15 protein-coding genes and 1 riboswitch are annotated in these 19,451 nt (G+C 69.6%); of the genes, 6 read left to right on the forward strand and 9 right to left on the reverse strand.

Annotation, left to right across the window (positions count from 1 at the left end):
* Positions 1 to 60: 60 nt before the first annotated feature.
* The gene (locus JS278_RS00790) at positions 61 to 1,578 is read right to left on the reverse strand and encodes a succinic semialdehyde dehydrogenase (protein ID WP_114043521.1); all 1,518 of its coding nucleotides are present in this window, start codon (positions 1,576 to 1,578) and stop codon (positions 61 to 63) included.
* 20 nt (positions 1,579 to 1,598) lie between these two features.
* Positions 1,599 to 3,188 carry a CCA tRNA nucleotidyltransferase gene (locus JS278_RS00795; protein ID WP_114043522.1) on the reverse strand — a complete coding sequence of 530 codons (1,590 nt, stop codon included), beginning with the start codon at positions 3,186 to 3,188 and terminating at the stop codon, positions 1,599 to 1,601.
* A 179-nt stretch (positions 3,189 to 3,367) separates the two neighbouring features.
* Here JS278_RS00795 and JS278_RS00800 point away from each other — a divergent pair, with 179 nt between their 5' ends.
* Positions 3,368 to 4,516 (forward strand): glycerate kinase, encoded by a 1,149-nt coding sequence (locus tag JS278_RS00800; protein WP_245935156.1) that lies wholly within the window; start codon positions 3,368 to 3,370, stop codon positions 4,514 to 4,516.
* Positions 4,517 to 4,710: 194 nt separating this feature from the next.
* Here the strand turns inward: JS278_RS00800 and JS278_RS00810 are convergent, their stop codons facing one another.
* Together JS278_RS00810 and JS278_RS00815 are read right to left on the reverse strand one after the other, a co-directional pair.
* Positions 4,711 to 5,619: a mechanosensitive ion channel family protein gene (locus JS278_RS00810; protein WP_114043525.1), complete on the reverse strand. Its 909-nt coding sequence runs from the start codon at positions 5,617 to 5,619 to the stop codon at positions 4,711 to 4,713.
* A gap of 37 nt (positions 5,620 to 5,656) precedes the next feature.
* Positions 5,657 to 7,615: a penicillin-binding transpeptidase domain-containing protein gene (locus JS278_RS00815; RefSeq protein ID WP_114043526.1), complete on the reverse strand. Its 1,959-nt coding sequence runs from the start codon at positions 7,613 to 7,615 to the stop codon at positions 5,657 to 5,659.
* Between the two features lie 369 nt (positions 7,616 to 7,984).
* On the opposite strand from JS278_RS00815, the gene pyrB reads away from it, so the two are divergent.
* The gene (gene pyrB / locus JS278_RS00820) at positions 7,985 to 9,031 is read left to right on the forward strand and encodes an aspartate carbamoyltransferase (RefSeq protein ID WP_114043527.1); all 1,047 of its coding nucleotides are present in this window, start codon (positions 7,985 to 7,987) and stop codon (positions 9,029 to 9,031) included.
* Between the two features lie 101 nt (positions 9,032 to 9,132).
* Here pyrB and JS278_RS00825 read toward each other — a convergent pair whose 3' ends face one another.
* Positions 9,133 to 10,485, reverse strand: coding sequence for a C1 family peptidase (locus JS278_RS00825; RefSeq protein ID WP_114043528.1), 1,353 nt, complete (start codon positions 10,483 to 10,485; stop codon positions 9,133 to 9,135).
* 58 nt (positions 10,486 to 10,543) lie between these two features.
* Here JS278_RS00825 and JS278_RS00830 point away from each other — a divergent pair, with 58 nt between their 5' ends.
* Together JS278_RS00830 and JS278_RS00835 are read left to right on the forward strand one after the other, a co-directional pair.
* Positions 10,544 to 11,404 carry a class I SAM-dependent methyltransferase gene (locus JS278_RS00830; RefSeq protein ID WP_114043529.1) on the forward strand — a complete coding sequence of 287 codons (861 nt, stop codon included), beginning with the start codon at positions 10,544 to 10,546 and terminating at the stop codon, positions 11,402 to 11,404.
* A 263-nt stretch (positions 11,405 to 11,667) separates the two neighbouring features.
* Positions 11,668 to 12,354 (forward strand): suppressor of fused domain protein, encoded by a 687-nt coding sequence (locus JS278_RS00835; RefSeq protein ID WP_015071996.1) that lies wholly within the window; start codon positions 11,668 to 11,670, stop codon positions 12,352 to 12,354.
* Between the two features lie 101 nt (positions 12,355 to 12,455).
* On the opposite strand, the gene thiC is transcribed toward JS278_RS00835, so the two are convergent.
* Positions 12,456 to 14,243 (reverse strand): phosphomethylpyrimidine synthase ThiC, encoded by a 1,788-nt coding sequence (gene thiC / locus JS278_RS00840; RefSeq protein ID WP_114046035.1) that lies wholly within the window; start codon positions 14,241 to 14,243, stop codon positions 12,456 to 12,458.
* A riboswitch (TPP riboswitch) is annotated at positions 14,243 to 14,350 on the reverse strand. Its footprint overlaps the gene before it by 1 nt.
* 23 nt (positions 14,351 to 14,373) lie before the next feature.
* On the opposite strand from thiC, the gene JS278_RS00845 reads away from it, so the two are divergent.
* Entirely contained in the window at positions 14,374 to 14,643 is a 270-nt protein-coding gene (locus tag JS278_RS00845; RefSeq protein ID WP_114043530.1) for a hypothetical protein, read from the forward strand.
* A 95-nt stretch (positions 14,644 to 14,738) separates the two neighbouring features.
* On the opposite strand, the gene fumC is transcribed toward JS278_RS00845, so the two are convergent.
* A complete protein-coding gene (gene fumC, locus JS278_RS00850) occupies positions 14,739 to 16,145 on the reverse strand; it encodes a class II fumarate hydratase (protein ID WP_114046036.1) in 1,407 nt (468 codons plus the stop codon).
* Positions 16,146 to 16,300: 155 nt separating this feature from the next.
* Here fumC and JS278_RS00855 point away from each other — a divergent pair, with 155 nt between their 5' ends.
* Positions 16,301 to 17,047 carry an FAD:protein FMN transferase gene (locus JS278_RS00855; protein ID WP_114043531.1) on the forward strand — a complete coding sequence of 249 codons (747 nt, stop codon included), beginning with the start codon at positions 16,301 to 16,303 and terminating at the stop codon, positions 17,045 to 17,047.
* A gap of 27 nt (positions 17,048 to 17,074) precedes the next feature.
* Here JS278_RS00855 and JS278_RS15760 read toward each other — a convergent pair whose 3' ends face one another.
* The gene (locus JS278_RS15760) at positions 17,075 to 18,064 is read right to left on the reverse strand and encodes a hypothetical protein (protein ID WP_147243103.1); all 990 of its coding nucleotides are present in this window, start codon (positions 18,062 to 18,064) and stop codon (positions 17,075 to 17,077) included.
* Positions 18,065 to 18,163: 99 nt separating this feature from the next.
* Positions 18,164 to 19,435, reverse strand: a complete 1,272-nt coding sequence (locus JS278_RS00870; RefSeq protein WP_114043534.1) for a chloride channel protein — start codon at positions 19,433 to 19,435, stop codon at positions 18,164 to 18,166.
* Positions 19,436 to 19,451: the final 16 nt, after the last annotated feature.

Genomic DNA, 19,451 nt, shown 5'->3' on the forward strand with positions numbered 1-19,451 from the left:
GTCGTCCCAATCCTCGGTACACATGTCCGGATCATGAACACGAGCTCCGGCCGCCTGACCTCACCTGAACCGGCGCAGCGCCCGGACCCCGCCGGTGAGCAGGCCTGCCCAGGCACGGTGGCCCAGGGCGGCCGGGCCCGCGATCGGGATGAGCCGCTGGGCGGCCACGGTCTGCGCCTCGGTGTACTTGAGGATCCCCTCATCCCCGTGCCGGCGTCCCAGCCCTGACGCCTTGAACCCGCCCATCGGGGCGTCGTGGGAGGCCCATGCCGCCCCGTACCCCTCATTGATGTTCACGGTCCCGCTGTGCAGCCGGCGGGCCGCCCAGCCGCCACGTCTCCGCGACCACACGCTCGCGTTCAGGCCGTACTCCGAGTCGTCGGCGGCGTCCACCGCCTCCTCGTCCGACGCCGCCCGGTACAGGCTCACCACCGGGCCGAAGGTCTCCTCGTCGTGGACCCTCATGCCCGGGACGACGTTGCTCAGCACGGTCGGTTCGTAGAAGTACGGGCCAAGGTCGGGGCGCGGACGCCCCCCGGCCAGTACCGTCGCTCCCTTGGCCCGCGCGTCGTCGACGGCCTCGACGGCCTTCCTGAGCTGCCCGGCCCCGGCCAGCGACCCCATGTCGGCGTCCCACCCGGTGCCCGCAGCCAGCCGCAGGGCCCGCGTCCGCGCCACGAAGCGGGTCACGAAGGGTTCCCAGACCGACTCGTGGACGTAGATCCGTTCCATGCTGATGCACAGCTGGCCGGAATTGGCGAAACAGGCGTGAACCGCGCCGGGCACCGCCCGGGACAGGTCGGCGTCGGCCAGGACCAGGAGCGGATTCTTGCCGCCGAGCTCGGCCGAGAAGCCGATCAGCCGCTCGGCGCAGCGAGCGGCGAGTTCCCTGCCGGTGGCGGTGGAGCCGGTGAACATGAGGAAGTCGGAGCGCTCGACGATCGGGGCACCGATGCGGCGTCCCGGCCCCACGGCGATCTGCATGAGCTCGGTCGGCAGCCCGGCCTCGCGCAGCAGACTCAGCGCCGCAGCGGCGGTCAGCGGGGTCTGCGAGTCCGGCTTGAGGATCACCGCGTTGCCCGCCATCAGGGCCGGCACGGCATCGCCGATGGGCAGCGTCAGCGGATAGTTCCACGGGGTGATGACGCCGACCACGCCCTTGGGCAGATGCCTCTCGACGGTCCTGGTGAGCACCGGGAAGGCTCCCGGACGGCGTCTTTCCCGCAGCAGGGCCGGTCCTCGGCGGGCCACGTGATGGGTCCACAGCACGGTGTCGGCGAACTCCTCCATGGCGCTGGCACGGTTCTTGCCGGTCTCCAGACCGATGAGATCCAGCAGGTCGTCGCGATGATCGATCAGCAGTCCGGCGAAGCGCTCCAGGATCCGGGCGCGGTCGCGCAGCGAGGTGGTCTCCCAGGCCTTCTGGGCGGCCGACGCCGTGGTGAAGGCCCGATCCAGGGCCGCGCTCCCGGTCAGCGGGACCTCGCCCACCGGCTCCTGGTCGAAGGGGCTGAGGATCCGGCTGCGCGGGGCGCCGGGATCGGCCGTCACCGCGTCTGCGAGGTCGTACACCGTCATTCCCCTTCCGGCCGGAACGATCAGTTGGACTCGGGCTGATCGGCCCACCAGGCCAGCAGGGCCTCGCGGACCTGGTCGGGGGTCTTCGGGCCCTCGTCCAGGCGCAGGTTCAGCAGGAATTTGTAGGCCTTCCCGACCACCGGCCCGGGCCTGATCCCGAGGGTCTCCATGATCTGGGAGCCGTCGAGATCGGGCCGGATCGCCTCCAGCTCCTCCTGGGCCTCGAGCTCGCCGATGCGGTGCTCCAGATCGTCATAGGCGAACTCGAGCCGCTCGGCCTTGCGGCGATTCCTGGTCGTGCAGTCGGAGCGGGTGAGGATGTGCAGGCGCTCCAGCTGGTCCCCGGCGTCGCGGACGTAGCGGCGCACCGCGGAATCGGTCCAGGCCTGATCCCCGTAGCCGTGGAAGCGCAGGTGCAGCTCGACCAGCCGGGCGACGTCCTTGACCTGCTGGCCGGGGAAGGCCAGAGCCCGCAGCCGCTTCTTGGCGAGCTTGGCGCCGACGATGTCGTGATGGTGGAAGGAGACCTTCCCGCCGGCCTCGAAGCGGCGGGTGGCGGGCTTGCCGATGTCGTGCAGCAGTGCGGCGAGTCGTCCGGTGAGGTCGGGCCGGTGGCCGCGGCTCTTCTCCAGCGCGATCGACTTGTCGAGCACGGTGAGGCTGTGCTGGTAGACGTCCTTGTGGCGGTGGTGCTCGTCGCGCTCCAGCCGCAGGGCCGGCAGCTCCGGCAGTACGTATCCGGCGATCCCGGTGCTCACCAGCAGATCCAGCCCCTGGCGGGGACTGTCCGTGAGCAGCAGCTTCGACAGTTCGTCGCGGACCCGCTCGGCCGAGATGATCTCGATCCGCCCGGCCATCTCGGTCATCGCCTCGCGGACCGGGTCGGTGACCTGGAAGCCCAGCTGGGAGGTGAACCGGGCTGCCCGCATCATCCGAAGCGGGTCGTCGGAGAAGGACCGCTCGGGAGGGAAGGGGGTGCGCAGCAGTCCGGCGGCGATGTCGGCCAGCCCGGCGTGGGGGTCGGCGAATCCGCGGGTGTCTGCATGTACGGCCATCGCGTTGATGGTGAAGTCGCGGCGGATCAGGTCCTCGTCGATGGTGGTCCCGAAGGCGATCTCGGGCTTGCGGGAATCGGGCCGGTAGACGTCGGTGCGGTAGGTGGTGATCTCGACCACCCAGGAATCGGGGGTGCCGGCGTCGGCGGAGGTCGCAGAGCCCTCGGCGGGGTTCCTGCCAGCGTCAGCAGGGTTCTTCGGACTCCCCGAAGGGATCTTGCAACCGCCTCCCGAAGGGATCTTGCAACCAATGGTGCCGAACTGCCGACCGATGTCCCACACCGCGTGGGTGCGGGTGCGCACCAGCCTCTCGATCTCGTCGGGGTGGGCGTCCGTGGTGAAATCGAGATCGTGACCCAGGGTGCCCATCAGGGCGTCGCGCACCGATCCGCCCACCAGGTACAGGTCATGGCCCGCCTGCGCGAACAGCCGGCCCAGATCCGACACCAGCGGGATCGAGGTGAACAGCCGCTCGATCCTGTGCTCCAGCAGCCGGGGCAGGGTGCAGCCCCGTTCCTCATCGGTGGGGTTCAGGGCGTCAAGTGGTCCGGGCACAGTGTTTCAGTTTACGTGGTGCGGTCCGGTTTCACCTCGGCTCCCGACCTCCCGAACTCCGGGCGGTCGCCGGGCGGGCCGCCGAACGTCCCACCGGGCGGAGCCGGGACCGGCCGATCCTGGCCAGGGTGGTCCCCCGGGAGCGGACCGCACGGCGAACAGGTGACATGCTGAGGCCCATGAGTGCGCAAGCCGTCGTGACCGACATCGGCACCGTCGTCGTCGCCGTGGACTCCTTCAAGGGGTCGCTGACCAGCAGTCAGGCCTGTCAGGCCGTGGCCGAGGGGATCCACCGGGGGGAGGCCGGGCTGCCGGTGATCACCATCCCGGTGGCAGACGGCGGGGAGGGGACCCTCGACGCGGCCCTGGCGGCCGGCTACCAGGCCGTGACCACACGCTGTCACGGCGCCACCGGCGATCTCGCCGAGGTCGAATGGGCCCGCCGGGGCGACGACGCCGTCATCGAGATGGCGGCCTGCTGCGGCCTGGAGAGGGCCGACCGGGTGTCCGGCCCGCCCACCCCGCAACGCGCCCTGACGGCGTCCAGCAGAGGGCTGGGCGAGGTGATCGCGGCCGCCCTGCGCGCCGGGGTGACGTCCATCACCATCGGGATCGGCGGATCGGCCAGCACCGATGGCGGGGCCGGGCTGCTGGAGGCCCTGGGGGCGCGCTTCCTGGACCGCGAGCGCAACGACATCGACGCCGGGGCGGCGGGCCTGGAGGCCCTCGACCTGGTCGATCTCACCCACCTCAGTCCGCGGCTGGCCGAGGTGGAGCTCACGGTGGCCTGCGACGTCACCAGCCCCCTGCTCGGAAAGAACGGGGCGGCCGCCGTCTTCGGGCCGCAGAAGGGCCTCGACGCCGAGGGGATCGCTCGCGCCGACCACGCCCTGGAGATGTTCGCCGGAGCCGTCGAGCCGGCGCTGGGAGTCATCCACCGCGACGATCCGGGGGCCGGTGCGGCCGGCGGGACGGGCTTCGCGCTGCTCTGCCTGGGGGCCGGCTACCGGCCCGGGGCGCAGGTGGTGCTCGGCTGGTCGCACGCCACCGAGCACATCGCCGGCGCCTCCCTGGTGATCACCGGCGAGGGACGGCTGGACCACCAGACGCTGCTCGGCAAGACCCCCGACGCCGTCCGGCGGATGGCCCGGGCGGCCGGCGTGCCGGTGTGGGCCGTGTGCGGGGTGTGCGATCTGGAGGGGGAGGACCGCGACGCCTTCGACGGGGTCCTGGCGCTCTCGGACATCGAGCCGGACCCGGCCAGGTCAATCGCCGGGGCCAGGGGGCTGCTGGTCCGGGTGGTCGCCGAGGCCATGGGGACCGAGTAGCCGCGGGTCCGGCGGATCGGGCTGATCCGGTTGATCGGGCTGATCGGGGGGCGCCTGGCCGGGTGGCACGCGGCCCGGGCCCGACCGGGCCCCGGTGAGGCCGGGCCTGGCGATCATCATCACCAGGAACCCGGCGCCGAGCACGATGATCGGCAGGGTGAACAGAAGCCCCAGCCCGATGATCGCCCAGGTCATCAGAAGGCGCCCCTGATCCGCGCCTCGTCGAAGGCGTCCTTGACCTTGCGGCGGGTGGTCCGGATGACGTCGAACTGCGACTGGGCGACGCACTTGACGCTCACCTGGAAGGTCATCACACCCTTCGAGATATCGGTCACGCCGAGCACGGTGGGCTCCTCGAGCAGGGATTCGGCGAAGGCCGGATCCTGGTCCACCTCCGCCAGTACCTTGCGGATCACCCTCATCACGACCTGCGGGTCCTCCGACTGGTGGACGGCGATGTCGATGGTCTCCTGGGCCCAGCCCTGGGTGATATTGCCCACCTTGAGGATCTCGCCGTTGCGCAGGTACCAGGACATGCCGTTGAAATCGCGGAGCCTGGTGGTGCGCAGACCCACCTCCTCCACGGTGCCCTTGAGTTCGTCGATCTCCACCACATCGCCCACCCCGTACTGATCCTCGAAGATCAGGAACATGCCGGTGAGCAGGTCCTTCACCAGGGACTGCGCGCCGAAGGCGATCGCGATGCCGGCCACTCCCGCCGAGGCGATGACCGGCGTCAGCTGGATGCCGACCGCGGAGAAGCCGGAGAAGATCGCGATGAGAGCGATGAGGGCCACGCTGATGTTCGACATCAGCCGGCCCATCGTGGTGGCCCGTTTGGTCTGGCGCTCCGCGCCACGGCCGATGATGTCGCTCCAGGCCCGGCCGGTCCGGTTCACCTCGGGTGCGGGGCGCTTGGCGCTGCGGGAGTTCATCCATTTGATGAGCTGGTCGATGCCCTTGCGCATCAGCCAGCGCGCCACCAGCGCCACGACGATGATGTAGCCCAGATGGATCGGCGTCTGCGGCCAGATCCACTCGAAATTCTTGAACAGGGTGGTGCTCCCCTTCATGGGGACCAGCACGTTCAGCGGGCTCAGCATGGTATCGCCCCCCACGTGGAGCCGCTCATGGCAGATCTCATGACAGGAAGGCCTTGATCAGCGGGCCGGCGGTCCCCGACCCGGACTCGCCGATCTCGACCATGCAGGCGACCGCGATGGCTGACGTCCAGCAGATCATCCACGCGTGGGTCCTCAACTTTCCTGACTCTCCGAACTCGGCGGTGCCCGTCTTGGCACCCGTGGCGAGTCCCGAGAGTACCCGGCCCGAACCCTTCTGGACGGTCGCGATCATCACCTGCCGCAGTGCGGCCACCTCCTTGGTGGACAGCGCGGTGGCCTTCGACTTCGGCTGATGGCCCTCGACCAGCCAGGGGATGACGGTCCTGCCGGCCGCCACCGAGGCTGCCACCCCGGCCATCGCCATCGGGGAGGCCAGCACCCCGCCCTGGCCGATCATGTCGGAGGCCAGCACGTCGGCGGCGGTGGTGTCGCTCACCTGGCCGTAGAAGGCCGGGAAGCCGGTGTCGTAGTCGGTGCCCATGCCCAGGCTCCCGGCGGCCTTGCGCAGGGTTGCCGAGGTCACCTTGGCGTGCTGGGAGATGAAGGCGGTGTTGCACGACTGCGCCACGGCGTCGACCAGTGGGATCGAGCCCGAGTAGGAGGAGTCGTAGTCGGAGTAGTTGTGGAAGCTGCGCCCGTTGACGGTGATGTTCGGCGAGCAGTTCACCGGTGAGGACGTCGTGAGCCCGGCCCGCACCAGGGCCAGGGTGGTGGCGATCTTGAAGGTGGAGCCGGGTGCGTACTGACCGGAGGTGGCGTAGCCGTTGGCGCTGGCGGCCGTGGAGTTCGCGGCGGCCAGGATGCGGCCGGTGCCGGGTTGCACGGCCACCAGGCAGGCGACCCCCTTGACCGGGCTGAGCGCCGCCTCGGCCTTGGACTGGGAGTCCGGATCCAGGGTGACGCGCAACGCCTTGCCGTCGGTGGCCGGAACCGAGAAGAGGCCCTGCGGTGTGTCGGGGGACGCACTGGACGAGCCGGTCGCCGTGACTGTGGGCTGGGAGGCTGGAGATGCGGAGGACGTCGGGTCCTTGCGGGCGACGATCGAGATGACGTGTCCGACCTTGCCGCGCAGCTGGTCGTCGTAGCGCAGCTGGAGACCGGACTTGCCCACCACGTCGCCCTCCTGGATCTCGCCCTTGCCTCGCTTGACGTCCGAGTCGTCGGCCAGTCCCGAGGTGCCGAGCAGTCCGATCGCGAAGGTGCGGGTGGAGGCGAGCATGAGATCGCGGTCGACAACCGAGGCTCCGTCGACGCTGTCGATATTGCGCGGGATGTCCTGCTCGCGGACGGTGATGGCGACGACGAAGGCCTGGTCGCCTGCGGCCTTCACCTTGGCGACGTAGGTCTTGGCGTCGATCTTGACCAGCTTGGCCAGGGCGGTCGCGGAGGCCTCCCACTTCGTCTTGTCGAGGTGGGACTTGTCGATGCCGAGATCATGCACGGTGTGCTTGACGACGATGTCCTTGCCCTCGTTGCCGGTGATGGGGGCGCGCTCGCCGAGCTTGCGGGTGTGCCGCAGCCGGGTGGCCTGACCGAGCTGGGGGTGGACGATCGCCGGTTCCCAGGCGGTCTTCCAGGTGCCGGCGTCCTGGTTGAGGGTGGCGGTGGAGGTGAAAGCCCACTTCCGGGAGCCGAGGGCCAGGGTGTGGGCCAGCGTGGCGGTGCAGGAATCGCCGTCCTTCGTCACCGAGGCGAGAGCGGTGATGGGACGCAGCCCGTCCATGCCGGTGAAGATGACCTTGAGGTCGGAGACGGCGGTGGCCGGGTCGTCGAGGGGGACGTTCTTCAGGTCGCCCTTGGTGAGCCCGGCCGCGAGTTTCTGGGCCGACTGTCTGGCGGCGTCGGGGGCGTTGTCGTCGGAGGAGCTGCATGCCGCCAAGGAACCGAGCATGCCGCCGCCCAGGGCGAGAGCCGCGGTGGTTCCGGCGGCGGCCTTGCCGAAACTGCGGCGCGAGACGACGGGATTCTGCGGCATGGGCGCGTCCTCTCAGGAGCTGTGACCAACAGTCTTCATACAACCATTCCTGCGGCAGCAGCGAAGCGGATCGCCGTCGGGTGCCGACTGTGACTTCCGGCCCTGGCGAGTCGGGGGCGTATTGCCCCTCGCGGTATCCGGGCATTTCAGCGCGACGCGCGGGGGTCGGGACAGATCCGCGACGTGCAGGCCCCTCTCCGGCTGAAATGCCCGGGAGTGAACTCGCGCCCATGGACGCCGCCCCGGTCGACGGCGGACGGGGGATAGGCTGCCACCGCCTCCCGATTCCCGGCGGTGGGACGCCTTGTGCCCCCTGCCGCGTGCGGCAGGTCACTTGTACAGCCTCCCAGGCGAAGGAGCAGCCTGCCCATGACCCGGACCCCCGACGAATTCCCCCCCTTCGGCCCCGGACGTCACCTGCTGAGCGTCCAGCAGCTGGACTCCGGTCTCCTGTCACAGATCTTCGAGCTCGCCGAACTGGTCGATCCCATCGCTGCGGGTACCGTCCGCTGCACCGTGCTGGACGGCGCCGTGCTGGGCAGCCTCTTCTTCGAGCCCTCCACCCGTACCCGGCTGAGCTTCGAGTCGGCCTTCCTGCGGCTGGGCGGCGAGGTGACCACCACCACCGGGTTCACCTTCTCCTCGATGGCCAAGGGGGAGTCGATCCACGACACCTCGCGGGTGGTCTCGGGCTACTCCGACGTCATGGTGGTCCGCCACCCCGACAAGGGATCGGTGGCCGAGTTCGCCGAGGCGTCGGTGGTGCCGGTGATCAATGCCGGTGACGGTGACGGTGAGCATCCCAGCCAGGCCCTGCTGGATCTCTACACCCTCACCCGGGAGCTCGAGGCTCGCGGGAAGACGGTCGACGGGGCCACCGTCGCCATCGTCGGCGACCTCAAGTACGGGCGCACCGTGCACTCGCTGATGAAGCTGCTCACCCTGGCCTCGGGCATCACCTTCCGGCTGTTCAGCCCGCCCAGCCTCGAACTGCCCCTGGAGATCGAGAACTACGTCGCCGAACGCGGCCACCGGATCATCGAGTGCGACTCCGCCGGGGAGGCGGTGAGCGGAGCCGACGCGGTCTACGCCACCCGCGTCCAGCGGGAGCGGATGACCGAGGAGGTGCTGGCCACCGCCAATGTAACGGGCAATCTGCTCAACCGGCAGATCCTCCACGACGCCGGGGCGCAGGACATCGTCATCATGCACCCGCTGCCGCGCGACTCCCGGCACGACTCCTTCGACCTGTCGAGCGATGTCGACGATCTGCCCGGGTTGTCGATCTTCCACCAGACCGACAACGGCCTGCGAATCCGGATGGCAATCTTCCTGGTCGCGATGGGCTGCTCGGCCGAGGCCGTGAAGGCCGCCACCAAGAATCAGAGCTGGAACGCGGCCCTCGACTGGGCCTGAGGGGAGTCCCAGGCGACATTTTCTCGTCCTGGAGGCCCGGTTCCGGCACCGTCGGTGCGGATCCCGAGTCTCCAGGACGAGAAAATGTCGCCCCCCATTGATCAGCGCGCGAGGGTGCCCATCGGGTCCCAGGCCGGCAGGGCCAGGGGCTCCTCGGCGACCGCGGCCCGCAGCTCCTCAGGCAGGGAGTCGACCTTCACCACCACCTCGAAGACGTAGTCGGTGAACCAGGCGTCGTCCATGGTGAAGAAGCCCTTGTCGCCGGGCTCCTCGCCCCACGAGTTCTCCACCCTCCAGCGTCGCGGGGCGCCGTCGGCGACATCGACCCCGGTGAACAGCATGGCGTGGTTCATCGCCGAGGCACCGGTGTTGACCCGCTGCTCCTTGGTGGTCGACAGATCCACCCCGAACAGGCCGGAGTAGTCGTACAGGTCGCCGACCAGCAGGCCGTCGTCGCGCTCGGACTGCTGGGAGACGTCGGCGCCGAACCAGACGGGCTCGCCGGCCACGATGGTCTCGGCGGCCAGTCTCTTGATGGTGTCCATGGGCGCGTTGATGTAGCGGATCTGGCGCCCGCCCACCACATTGCCCAGATGCTCGACGGTCAGCGCCCGGCCCTTCGGGTGCTCGCGGCGCGGGTCGTCGACCAGGCACACGTAGCCGGACAGGTCGATCCCGACGTGACGCGCGTAGAACTCGGTCGGGGTGAGCACGCCGTCGCGGTGGAAGTTCTTGTCGTCGTCGATCCACTCCCACTCGAAGCTGGACGGCGGGTTGCCGAGACTGATCACCAGGATGCGCCAGACATCGGCGAGGATCCCGCGGCGGGCGGCGTCGAGCACCTCCTGCGAGGCGCCGGCGGCGGCCTGCTCGCGCAGGTCGAGGGCGGCCTTGCGCAGCAGTGTCTGGAGCTGCTTGTTCATCTGGGCGGTGTGGGTCGAGGGCTCGGTCTCGGGCATCGCCTCCTTGGGGACGACGCCGTGCTTGGCGTAGATGGAGACGGCCATGTCCCACTGGCCGCCGTCGCCCAGCACTTCGGCCAGCATGAACTGGATGAGGCGGGAGTCCAGGGGTTCGGAGACGGTGGCGATGATGTCGTTCAGGAAGTAGTTGGCGCGCTCGAACTTGTCCCAGAAGACCGCGTAGTTGCCCGACAGCTCGAAGTCCTTGACGCCGAGGTCGGTGCGGGCCGCGGAGCGCAGCAGGTTGAGCGAGGAGAACAGCCAGCAGCGGCCCGACTTCTGCTGGGAGGTGGCCGACCAGTCGTCCAGGCGGTTCGACATCACCTTGGGGGTGCCGGTGACCTTCTCGCGGTCCAGAGCCGAATTGTCGACGCCGGAGTGCGTGACGGCGTTGAGGGCCAGGCGCAGGGTGGGGTCGTCGGTGGTCGGGAGCGTGGCGAGCAGGTCGTCGTCGACGGCCCTGGAGGTGACGGAGCGGGTCTGAATGGTCATGGTGTCAGTTCTACCTCAGGGTTGTGATGGGATGGGTGTTCCCTCGGAGAGGACGACCATGAGCGACGACGCCGAGACCAGCGATGCCCTGGCCGACAACAGGGCCTCCTGGGACGACCGTGCCGGCATCCATGCTGCGTCGGACTTCTACGCCGTCGACGCCCTGATCGCCGATCCGGGCGCCGTCACCGACGTCGTCCGCCGCGACCTGGCCGTGCTGACCCCGCACCTGGCGGCCGGGCCCGGCTTGACCCGGGGCAGCGTCTCAGGCCGCTCCCTGCTGCATCTGCAGTGCCACATCGGCGACGACACCTTGTCCTGGTGGCGTCTGGGCGCCTGCGACGTCCACGGCCTGGACTTCTCCCCGAAGGCTCTGGAGCAGGCTCGCGGCATCGCCGAGCGGGTGGGCGCCCCGATCACCTTCGTGGAGGGCGACGCGCGGTACGCCTCCGACATCATCGCCCGGACCTTCGACGTCGTGGTCACCAGCACCGGGACCATCGTCTGGCTGCCCGACCTGGAGGCCTGGGCGCGGTCGATCGCCACGTTGCTGGAGCCCGGCGGGGTGTTCTTGATCCGCGACGACCATCCGGTGCTCGGCGCGATGGAGTTCGAGCCGTGGACAATCACGACCGATTACCTGTCGGGCGGCGGGCAGAGCGACTACGTCTCCGACCAGAGTTACACCGGCGACCCGATGCCCAGCCACACCAATCACGAGTGGGTCCACGACCTGTCGGAGGTGGTGACGGTGCTGCTGGACGCCGGGTTGCGGATAGAGGCGCTCGGTGAGCATCCGGCGATGGACTGGAGGCCGATGGAGGGCATGGTCCACACCGATGCCGGGTGGCAGCTGCCGGAGGGAAGCCCCCGGATCCCGCTGACCTTCTCCGTCGTCGCCCGGAAACCTCGGGACTGAGGGGGCCGCCGCCTTTCCCCTGGCCGGGCCCGCTGTCGTTCCCAGGGCCTTTCCCCTGCCGTCCCTGACTGGGGGAATTTCCTCCCAACACGCCGTCCCAGCGCTCGCTGGGGCTCGGGGACGGCGTGTTGGGAGGAAAATCTCCACAGTAAACTCACAGGCGCCAGTTTCGTTGTGGCCGGCGACGGGGTACTGGGTTAGTGCTGGCTTGCCGCTACGAGGGGGGCCGGGGGGGTCGTTCCCCCGCCTATTAAGGTGAGGGCGTGACCAACGACGACCATATGGACGCTGCCCGACTACCCGGGGGATTCGTCCCCGGGCCCATAGACCCCGAGGAGCTGCCTGCCGACGTCGCGGTCCCCGAGACCCTGCCCCCGACCGGCCCTGCAGTCGTGGGCGCCGCCGTCGGGTCGATCGGCGGGACGCCGAATGTCGAGGGGATGGTGGACGCCGCCGGCGACAACCGCGTCGACGTCCTCACCTGTGCCGACGCACCGGCCCCCGGCTGGACGACCTGGTCGACCGTCACCCTGCACGCCCGGCCCAATGAACTGCCGATGGCCGACGGCACGAAGCTGGACGTCCGCGTCGAGCTGATGGCGGTCGGCATGCCCGGTTCCGACGTCATGGGCAAGATCCTGGGATCCTGCGCCTTCGCGGTGCTCCAGGACGGCTGGATGATGGCCCCCGGCGTCGTCTACGGCGACGTCGTCTCCCTCTACGACGACAAGGCCACCACCCCGCACATCATGTGGTCGCACCCCTTCACCGCCGGGGATCTCGGTGCGGTGGAGATCGATGACGACCTCAAGGTGCACTGGCTGATGGCGGTGCCGATCACCGAGGCCGAGCGCACCTTCCTCGAGCAGAACGACTACGAGGCGCTGGCCCAGCTGCTGGACTCCCACCAGGTGAACTACACCGACATGCACCGGGAGTCGGTGGTCTGATCCGCGACACTGTGTCGAGTTGATGCGGAATGACCAGCATCAACTCGACACAGCTCACCGCCCACAGTGGGTGACCGGTTCCCCCACCGGCCCCTGACCGCTCAGCGGCGCACCGGGTCCGGCAGGTACACCTCTCCTCCGGAGGCCCTGAACTCCGCCGCCTTCGCGGCCATTCCGGCCTCGGCCACCCGTCGCTGCTCGGCGGCGTCACCGAAGTCGTCGCGGATGTCCTGGGAGATCCTCATCGAGCAGAACTTCGGCCCGCACATGGAGCAGAAGTGGGCCGTCTTCGCGGGCTCGGCGGGCAGGGTCTCGTCGTGCATCGACTCGGCGGTCTGCGGGTCCAGGGACAGCCCGAACTGGTCGCGCCAGCGGAACTCGAAGCGCGCCTTCGACAGGGCGTCGTCGCGCTCCCGGGCTCCGGGGTGGCCTTTGGCGACGTCGGCCGCGTGGGCGGCGATCCGGTAGGTGATGACGCCGGTCTTGACGTCGTCGCGATCGGGCAGCCCGAGGTGCTCCTTGGGGGTGACGTAGCACAGCATCGCCGTGCCGTAGCGGGCGATCTCGGTGGCACCGATGGCCGAGGTGATGTGGTCGTAGCCGGGCGCGATGTCGGTGACCAGCGGCCCCAGGGTGTAGAAGGGGGCGCCGTCGCACAGCTCCTGCTGGCGCTCCACGTTCTCGCGGACCAGGTGGAAGGGGATGTGGCCGGGCCCCTCCACCATCACCTGGACGTCATGCTCCCAGGCCCGCTTCGTGAGCTCGGCCAGGGTGTCGAGTTCGGCGAACTGGGCGGCGTCGTCGGCATCCGCCAGGCATCCGGGCCGCAGCCCGTCACCCAGGGAGAAGGCGACGTCGTAGCGGGCGAAGATCTCGCAGAGCTCGTCGAAGTGCTCGTATAGGAAGTTCTCCCGGTGGTGGGCCAGGCACCAGCCGGCCAGGATCGATCCGCCGCGCGAGACGATCCCGGTGACCCGGTCGGCGGTCAGCGGCACGTAGCGCAGCAGCACCCCGGCGTGGATCGTCATGTAGTCGACGCCCTGCTCGCACTGCTCGATGACGGTGTCGCGGAAGATCTCCCAGGTGAGCGCCTGGTGATCCCCGTCCACCTTCTCCAGAGCCTGGTAGATCGGCACGGTGCCGATCGGCACCGGGGAGTTGCGCAGGATCCACTCGCGGGTGGTGTGGATGTCGTCGCCGGTGGACAGGTCCATCACGGTGTCGGCGCCCCAGCGGGTGGCCCAGCGCAGCTTGTCCACCTCGTCGGCGATCGACGAGGTGACGGCCGAGTTGCCGATATTGGCGTTGACCTTCACCCCGAAGGCCTTCCCGATGATCATGGGTTCGGCCTCGGGGTGGTTGACGTTGGCGGGGATGATCGCTCTCCCGGCGGCCAGCTCGTCGCGCACCAGGGAGACGTCGCAGCCCTCGCGCAGCGCCACGTAGCGCATCTCGGGGGTGATGACGCCGACCCGCGCGTAGTGCATCTGGGTGACGGTGGCGCCGGCCCGGGCCCGCAGCGGGGGACGCCGTTCCCCCTTCCATTCCTGGCTGGCGGCACCGCGGCGCACCGCCGAGCGGCCGTCGTCCGACAGATCACGGCCTCGCGGCTCGTAGCTCTCGACGTCGTCGCGCCCGGTGATCCATCCGGAGCGCAGCGACGGCAGGCCGCGGGTGACGTCGCAGTCGGGGCCGATGGTGCGGTAGACCGCCAGCGGGGGATTGGCGCTGCCGTCGGGGGCGTCGTCCTGGTTGATCATGGTGACCGGGACGTCGATCCCGTGGGCGGCGTCGACCAGATGGCCGAGGTGGTGGGTGGGGTAGTTCTCCCCGTCCGGGCGCGCAGTCGTGGCGTCCTTCTCGGGGGTGGTGCGGGTGGACATGGGCATGCCAGTCAGCTCCTTCTTCCTACGTCGGCATGATCCGAACAGGTTCGAACGGTCCGGGCGGCGTGAGCCCGATCTCAGTCCTCTGCCGAGGACTCCCGTGGGATGTGGCCCACCCTAGACCCCGCTCCCGGTGCTGTTCGGGCGGGTCTCATCTCGACATGGAGGGGTCGATCACCGGCCCGAGCTGACGGCCAAGACCCTCTCGGTGGGGAGCTTCACGGGCGCCGGGGGCCCGGCGACCAATGCCGCGGTGACCTTCGCGGCGCTGTGCCGGGCGTTGGGAGAGGGCGGCGTGACCGGCCTTCTGACGGCCCTGGACGGCGGATCCTGGAAGGACCGGTTCGAGCCCCTGCTGCCCTGGATGGACGATCCGGGTCTGCCGGGCATCGTCGCCTCGTAGGATTCACTCCCAACACGCCGTCCCGCAGCTCTGGAGAGCGCGATGACGGCGTGTTGGGAGGAAAATCCTCGGTGGGGGGTTGCCCCCTCCATTGATTATTCAGCCGCGGACGGATGGGTCATATCGGCGGGGACTACCCACTTGTCGAAGTCCTCGGCGGTCATCCCGCCGACGGTCAGGGCCGACTCGCGCAGCGAGATGCCCTGGTGGTGGGCGTTCTTGGCGATCTTCGAGGCCAGGTCGTAACCGATGTGGCGGTTGAGGGCGGTCACCTGCATGAGGTTCTTGTCCAGGTTCTCGTTGATCTTGTCCATGTTCGGCTCGATGCCGTAGGCGCAGTGGGTGTCGAAGGACACGCAGGCGTCCGAGAGCAGGCGGATCGACTCCAGGCAGGCGTGGGCCATGACGGGCTTGAACACGTTGAGCTGGAAGTTGCCCTGGGAACCGGCGAAGCCGACGGTGGCGTCGTTGCCGAAGACCCGGGTGGCGACCATCGTCATGGCCTCGCACTGGGTCGGGTTCACCTTGCCGGGCATGATCGAGGAGCCGGGCTCGTTCTCGGGGATGAGCAGCTCGCCGATGCCGTTGCGGGGGCCGGAGGCGTACCAGCGGACGTCGTTGGCGATCTTCATCAGCGCGTCGGCCAGCACCCGCAGGGAGCCGGAGACCTGCACCAGGGCGTCGTGGGCGCTCAGCGCGGCGAAGAGGTTCTCGGCCTGCTTGAACTCCAGGCCGGTCTCCTCGGTGACGTGCTTGGCGACGGTGACGCCGAACCTCGGGTGGGCGTTGAGGCCGGTGCCCACGGCGGTGCCGCCGATGGCCAGTTCGCGGGCCCGCGAGTCGGCGTAGCGGATGCCGTCCAGGGCGAAGTCGAGCTGGGCGACCCAGCCGGAGATGACCTGGCCGAGACGGATCGGGGTGGCGTCCTGCAGGTGGGTGCGGCCCACCATGACGACGTCGTCGTACTGCTTGGCCTTGGCGTCGAGGGTGTCGCGCAGCTGAGAGACCGCCGGGTACAGCTTCTCGTTGATCTCGGTGACCACGGCGATGTGCATGGCGGTCGGGAAGGTGTCGTTGGAGGACTGACCCCGGTTGACGTGGTCGTTGGGGTGGACGGGCGCCTTGGAGCCCATCTGCCCGCCGGCGATCTCGATGGCGCGGTTGGAGATCACCTCGTTGGTGTTCATATTCGACTGGGTGCCCGAGCCGGTCTGGAAGACCACCAGCGGGAACTCGTCGTCGAGCTTGCCCGCGATGACCTCGTCGGCGGCCGCGACGATGAGGTCGGCGACATCGCCCGGCAGCTCGCCCAGCTCCTTGTTGGCCAGGGCTGCCGACTTCTTGAGGGTGCCCAGCGCACGGATCATGTCGCGGCCCCACACGAAGGTGTCGCGGCCGATCTCGAAGTTGTGGAGGGAACGCTCCGTCTGGGCCCCCCAGTAGTGATCGGCAGGCACCTCGATCGTGCCCATGCTGTCTTTCTCTTCACGCATCTCTGCCATGGTCACAGCCTACGGGGAAGGCCCTTCAGGCGGGACGTCGGGATGGGGTTGCAGGCGGGGCGTCGGGATGGCTGTCCACGCGTCTGTGCACAGATCTCAGCGGAACATCAGAGCAGTCACAGCTTCACCACAGTACGGCGCGATGGATTGTGTCCATGACCACAGCAACGACGGCTTCAGGGAAGTTCAGCATCCGGAGGATCGACGCTCCGTTCACCCAGCGATCGGTCTTCGACACCCCGCCAGTCCAGGGCTGCGTCCTCGCGACGCCGTCGATGCAGCGCCGCCTCCCCGATGCCCCCCTCGTCCGCCGCTGCGTCTTCGACGTGGGCGATGCCGCCGTCAGCGTGACGACGTCGTGCCGCCTTGATCCCCGGACCTACTCCCAGGTGCTTCATGCGGTGCGCGCCGAGTTCACCTGCACCGACCGCTCCCGGGGCGGGCCGGATCCCCGGACCGTCGACCCGGGGGTGGACCTGTCCGGCGCCCGGGCGATGGCGGTTGACGCCGCTGGTCGCATCCTGGTCGCGGCCGGGATCGAGAACTGGTGCGTCACCGCCGGTGGAGACGTGCTCACCTGCGGTCCGGCCCCGGTGCACGGGGAGCCGTGGGCGGTCGGCATCACCGAGCCGGGGGGAGACGCCCTCATCAGCCAGGCGGTGTGCCGGGGCGATCTGCGCGCCGTCTCCACCGTCACCGCGGACTCCCTCGATGCTGCTGCGGGGACGCTCTTCTCCCAGGTGACGGTGGTAGCTCCCGACATCATGACCGCGCGTCTGCTGGCCGCCGGGATCCGGGACGGCGACTCGAGCGATCTCCTGCTCGCCATCGCGCGGGGCTGCGAGGTGCTCGCCTTCACCGCCGACGGGCGGGCCTGGGCCAGCAGCGCCTTCCGCGCCTGACCAGATCCCGGGTCGCGGGACCGGTGATCAGTCCTCGGACCGGCTCAGGGAGCTGAGGGTGAGCGAGGAGCCGGTCGCCGCGGAGAACAGCGACGACGTCGACATGGCCGAGCCGAGCAGGCTGGACGGTGCTCCGGCGTTGCTGATCGCGCTGGATCCGGTGAGCGAACGGACCGTCGCGCTCGGGGCCGGCAGACGCCCCCGTGACCGGGCTGGCAGGTCCAGGTCATTGCCGACCGGGCCCGCCTGGACGTCATGGAGGTCGATATCGGCGCCCGGGCGCATCCCGGGTCCGGCATCGGCCAGATCGACGTCGCGCAGGTCGATCTCGCTGCCGGGAGCTCTTCGGGAGCTCTGCCGGGACGGTGGCACCGGCGGAGGTTGAGGGGTCGACGTCGGCCGGGGGGCCTGCGGAGCCGGCCGAGTGGCGGTCGGCGACGAGGAGCCGGTGGGCCCCGGTGCGCTCGGGGGTGCCGACCGCCTTGTGATGACGTGCCGCCCGGCGTCCTGCTCCCGCGCGGCGGTCTGCAGCTCCAGAGCCTGTTGGCCGCTCTGGGTGGTGGCCAGCCGCCTGCGGATCTCATCCTTGAGACGCTGCTGGGCCTGCTGCGACATCGTGGTCGTGTATTCGGCCGAGCCCGCCGTCGATGTCGCCGGCCGCATCGGGTTGAAGGGTTCGATCGGATTGAACGGTTCGATCGGGCCCGACGGCCGGGACTGCTCCGACGGCCGGGACTGGCCTGACGACTGGTACTGACCGAACTCCTGCGCCTGGCCGAGCTGCCGGACCGGTGCCTGACCCGGGTGGGACCCGCCCTGGCCCGGACCCGTCACCTGGTTGGAGGCGCGCTTGTTGCCAGCGACAGCGGCGCGGGTGAGACCCACCAGGATGAGCACCAGGATGAGGATCACCACGGGCAGGATCCCGAGGCTCGGTACGGCGTTGAAAACGATCACGGCGGCCACCACGGCCACGGCGATCACGCCGCTCCCACTGTTCTTCTTCTGCCCGGCCATGGCTGGATTCTAGGTGGCGGGCGGTCATTCCACCCGGTGCATGCCGGAATCCTCCGATCCACCCGGTGCATGCCGGAATTCTCCGGCAGATCTGCGGGCTCACCCGTCCGGCTGCGCCCTGCGACCCCGCCAGAGCGCCAGCACCCGGGTGAAACCGAGATGACCGGCCCAGGTGAGCCACACCGCCGCACAGACCGCGGTGATGAGATCGGCCGGAGCCTTGACGAGTTCCAGGATGAAGGCCAGGGCGAACAACGGGGCCTCCTGGGTCACTGCCAGCAGACATCCCGCCCCGGCCACCGAGAAGACGGCGACGTCCCCTGCGGTGGTATGGCCCGAGGCCACCGCGACGGCCGCTCCCAGACAGGCACCGACCGCCAGCGACGGTGTCAGAAGACCTCCGGTGGCACCGGTGCGCAGCGCGATGGAGGTGCCCAGCAGTTTAGCCATCGCCATCAGGCCCAGGGTGCTCAGCAGCAGCGGGCGCTCGAGCACCGCCTGGACCATGATCTGGCCGTTTCCGGGCACCTGGGGCATCACCAGGGCGATGACCGCCACCAGAGCAGATCCCAGAGGAGCTGACCACCACAGCGCCCGGACGGGGACCGGACGGACCTTCGCGGCGGTCACGCACCGCCCGAACAGGCCGCCTCCGACCAGGCACGCCATGGCGATGATGAGCAGCACCAGCCCGTCGTGCCAGCTCGGCTGCAGTGCGCTGCGGTGGGGCAGCCAGTAGGTGGCCGCATTGCCGTTGAACATCCACGCTGTGACGGTTGCCAGCCCGGAGACGGCGGCGGCCGCCAGCACTTCCAGCCAGCCCCTCCTGGTGCGCAGGTCCGGCTTGAGGATGAGCTCGAGGGCGTAGAGGGCACCCGCCAGTGGGACGTTGTAGACGGCGGCCAGGCCGGCGGCCGAGGCGGTGGCGATGATGGTTCGCCGCCCCTCCCGGCCCAGTCCGAACCGTTCGGAGATGACCTGGCCCAGATATCCGGTGATCTGGCGGGGCGCGGTCTCGCGCCCCAAGGAGGTGCCCGAACCGACGATGATCAGCTGGGCGAGGGCGTCGACCACCGTGTCGGGGCTCAGACGCTGCGGATGGGCGGCGTCGACGCTCTGACGCACCGAGACCATCTGTCCTCGTCGACGGAGCCGGGTCCAGACGAGTCCGGCCGCCAGGCCGCCGATGACCGGCACGCAGATTCGTCGCCAGGTGGGCACGGAGGCGACTCCGGCGGGGTCGCGGAAGTAGGGACGGCCCATGGCCAGGGTCTCGATGCCGTGATTGAGCAGGCTCAGCAGGCCACCGGCGACGCCTGCGACGAGGCCGGCGGCGAGAACCGCCAGGATGACTCGCAGCGAACGTGGCACGGTTCAGACGGTACCG

Origin of the sequence: Acidipropionibacterium virtanenii (assembly GCF_003325455.1) — a bacterium.
Classification (GTDB): domain Bacteria; phylum Actinomycetota; class Actinomycetes; order Propionibacteriales; family Propionibacteriaceae; genus Acidipropionibacterium; species Acidipropionibacterium virtanenii.

Bases quoted from the DNA above. Each gene is read 5' to 3' on its own strand.
- JS278_RS00790 (WP_114043521.1), bottom strand. From the start codon at position 1,578: ATGACGGTGTACGACCTCGCAGACGCGGTGACGGCCGATCCCGGCGCC.
- JS278_RS00800 (WP_245935156.1), top strand. From the start codon at position 3,368: ATGAGTGCGCAAGCCGTCGTGACCGACATCGGCACCGTCGTCGTCGCC.
- JS278_RS00810 (WP_114043525.1), bottom strand. From the start codon at position 5,619: ATGCTGAGCCCGCTGAACGTGCTGGTCCCCATGAAGGGGAGCACCACC.
- JS278_RS00815 (WP_114043526.1), bottom strand. From the start codon at position 7,615: ATGCCGCAGAATCCCGTCGTCTCGCGCCGCAGTTTCGGCAAGGCCGCC.
- pyrB (WP_114043527.1), top strand. From the start codon at position 7,985: ATGACCCGGACCCCCGACGAATTCCCCCCCTTCGGCCCCGGACGTCAC.
- JS278_RS00825 (WP_114043528.1), bottom strand. From the start codon at position 10,485: ATGACCATTCAGACCCGCTCCGTCACCTCCAGGGCCGTCGACGACGAC.
- JS278_RS00830 (WP_114043529.1), top strand. From the start codon at position 10,544: ATGAGCGACGACGCCGAGACCAGCGATGCCCTGGCCGACAACAGGGCC.
- thiC (WP_114046035.1), bottom strand. From the start codon at position 14,243: ATGCCCATGTCCACCCGCACCACCCCCGAGAAGGACGCCACGACTGCG.
- fumC (WP_114046036.1), bottom strand. From the start codon at position 16,145: ATGGCAGAGATGCGTGAAGAGAAAGACAGCATGGGCACGATCGAGGTG.
- JS278_RS00855 (WP_114043531.1), top strand. From the start codon at position 16,301: ATGACCACAGCAACGACGGCTTCAGGGAAGTTCAGCATCCGGAGGATC.
- JS278_RS15760 (WP_147243103.1), bottom strand. From the start codon at position 18,064: ATGGCCGGGCAGAAGAAGAACAGTGGGAGCGGCGTGATCGCCGTGGCC.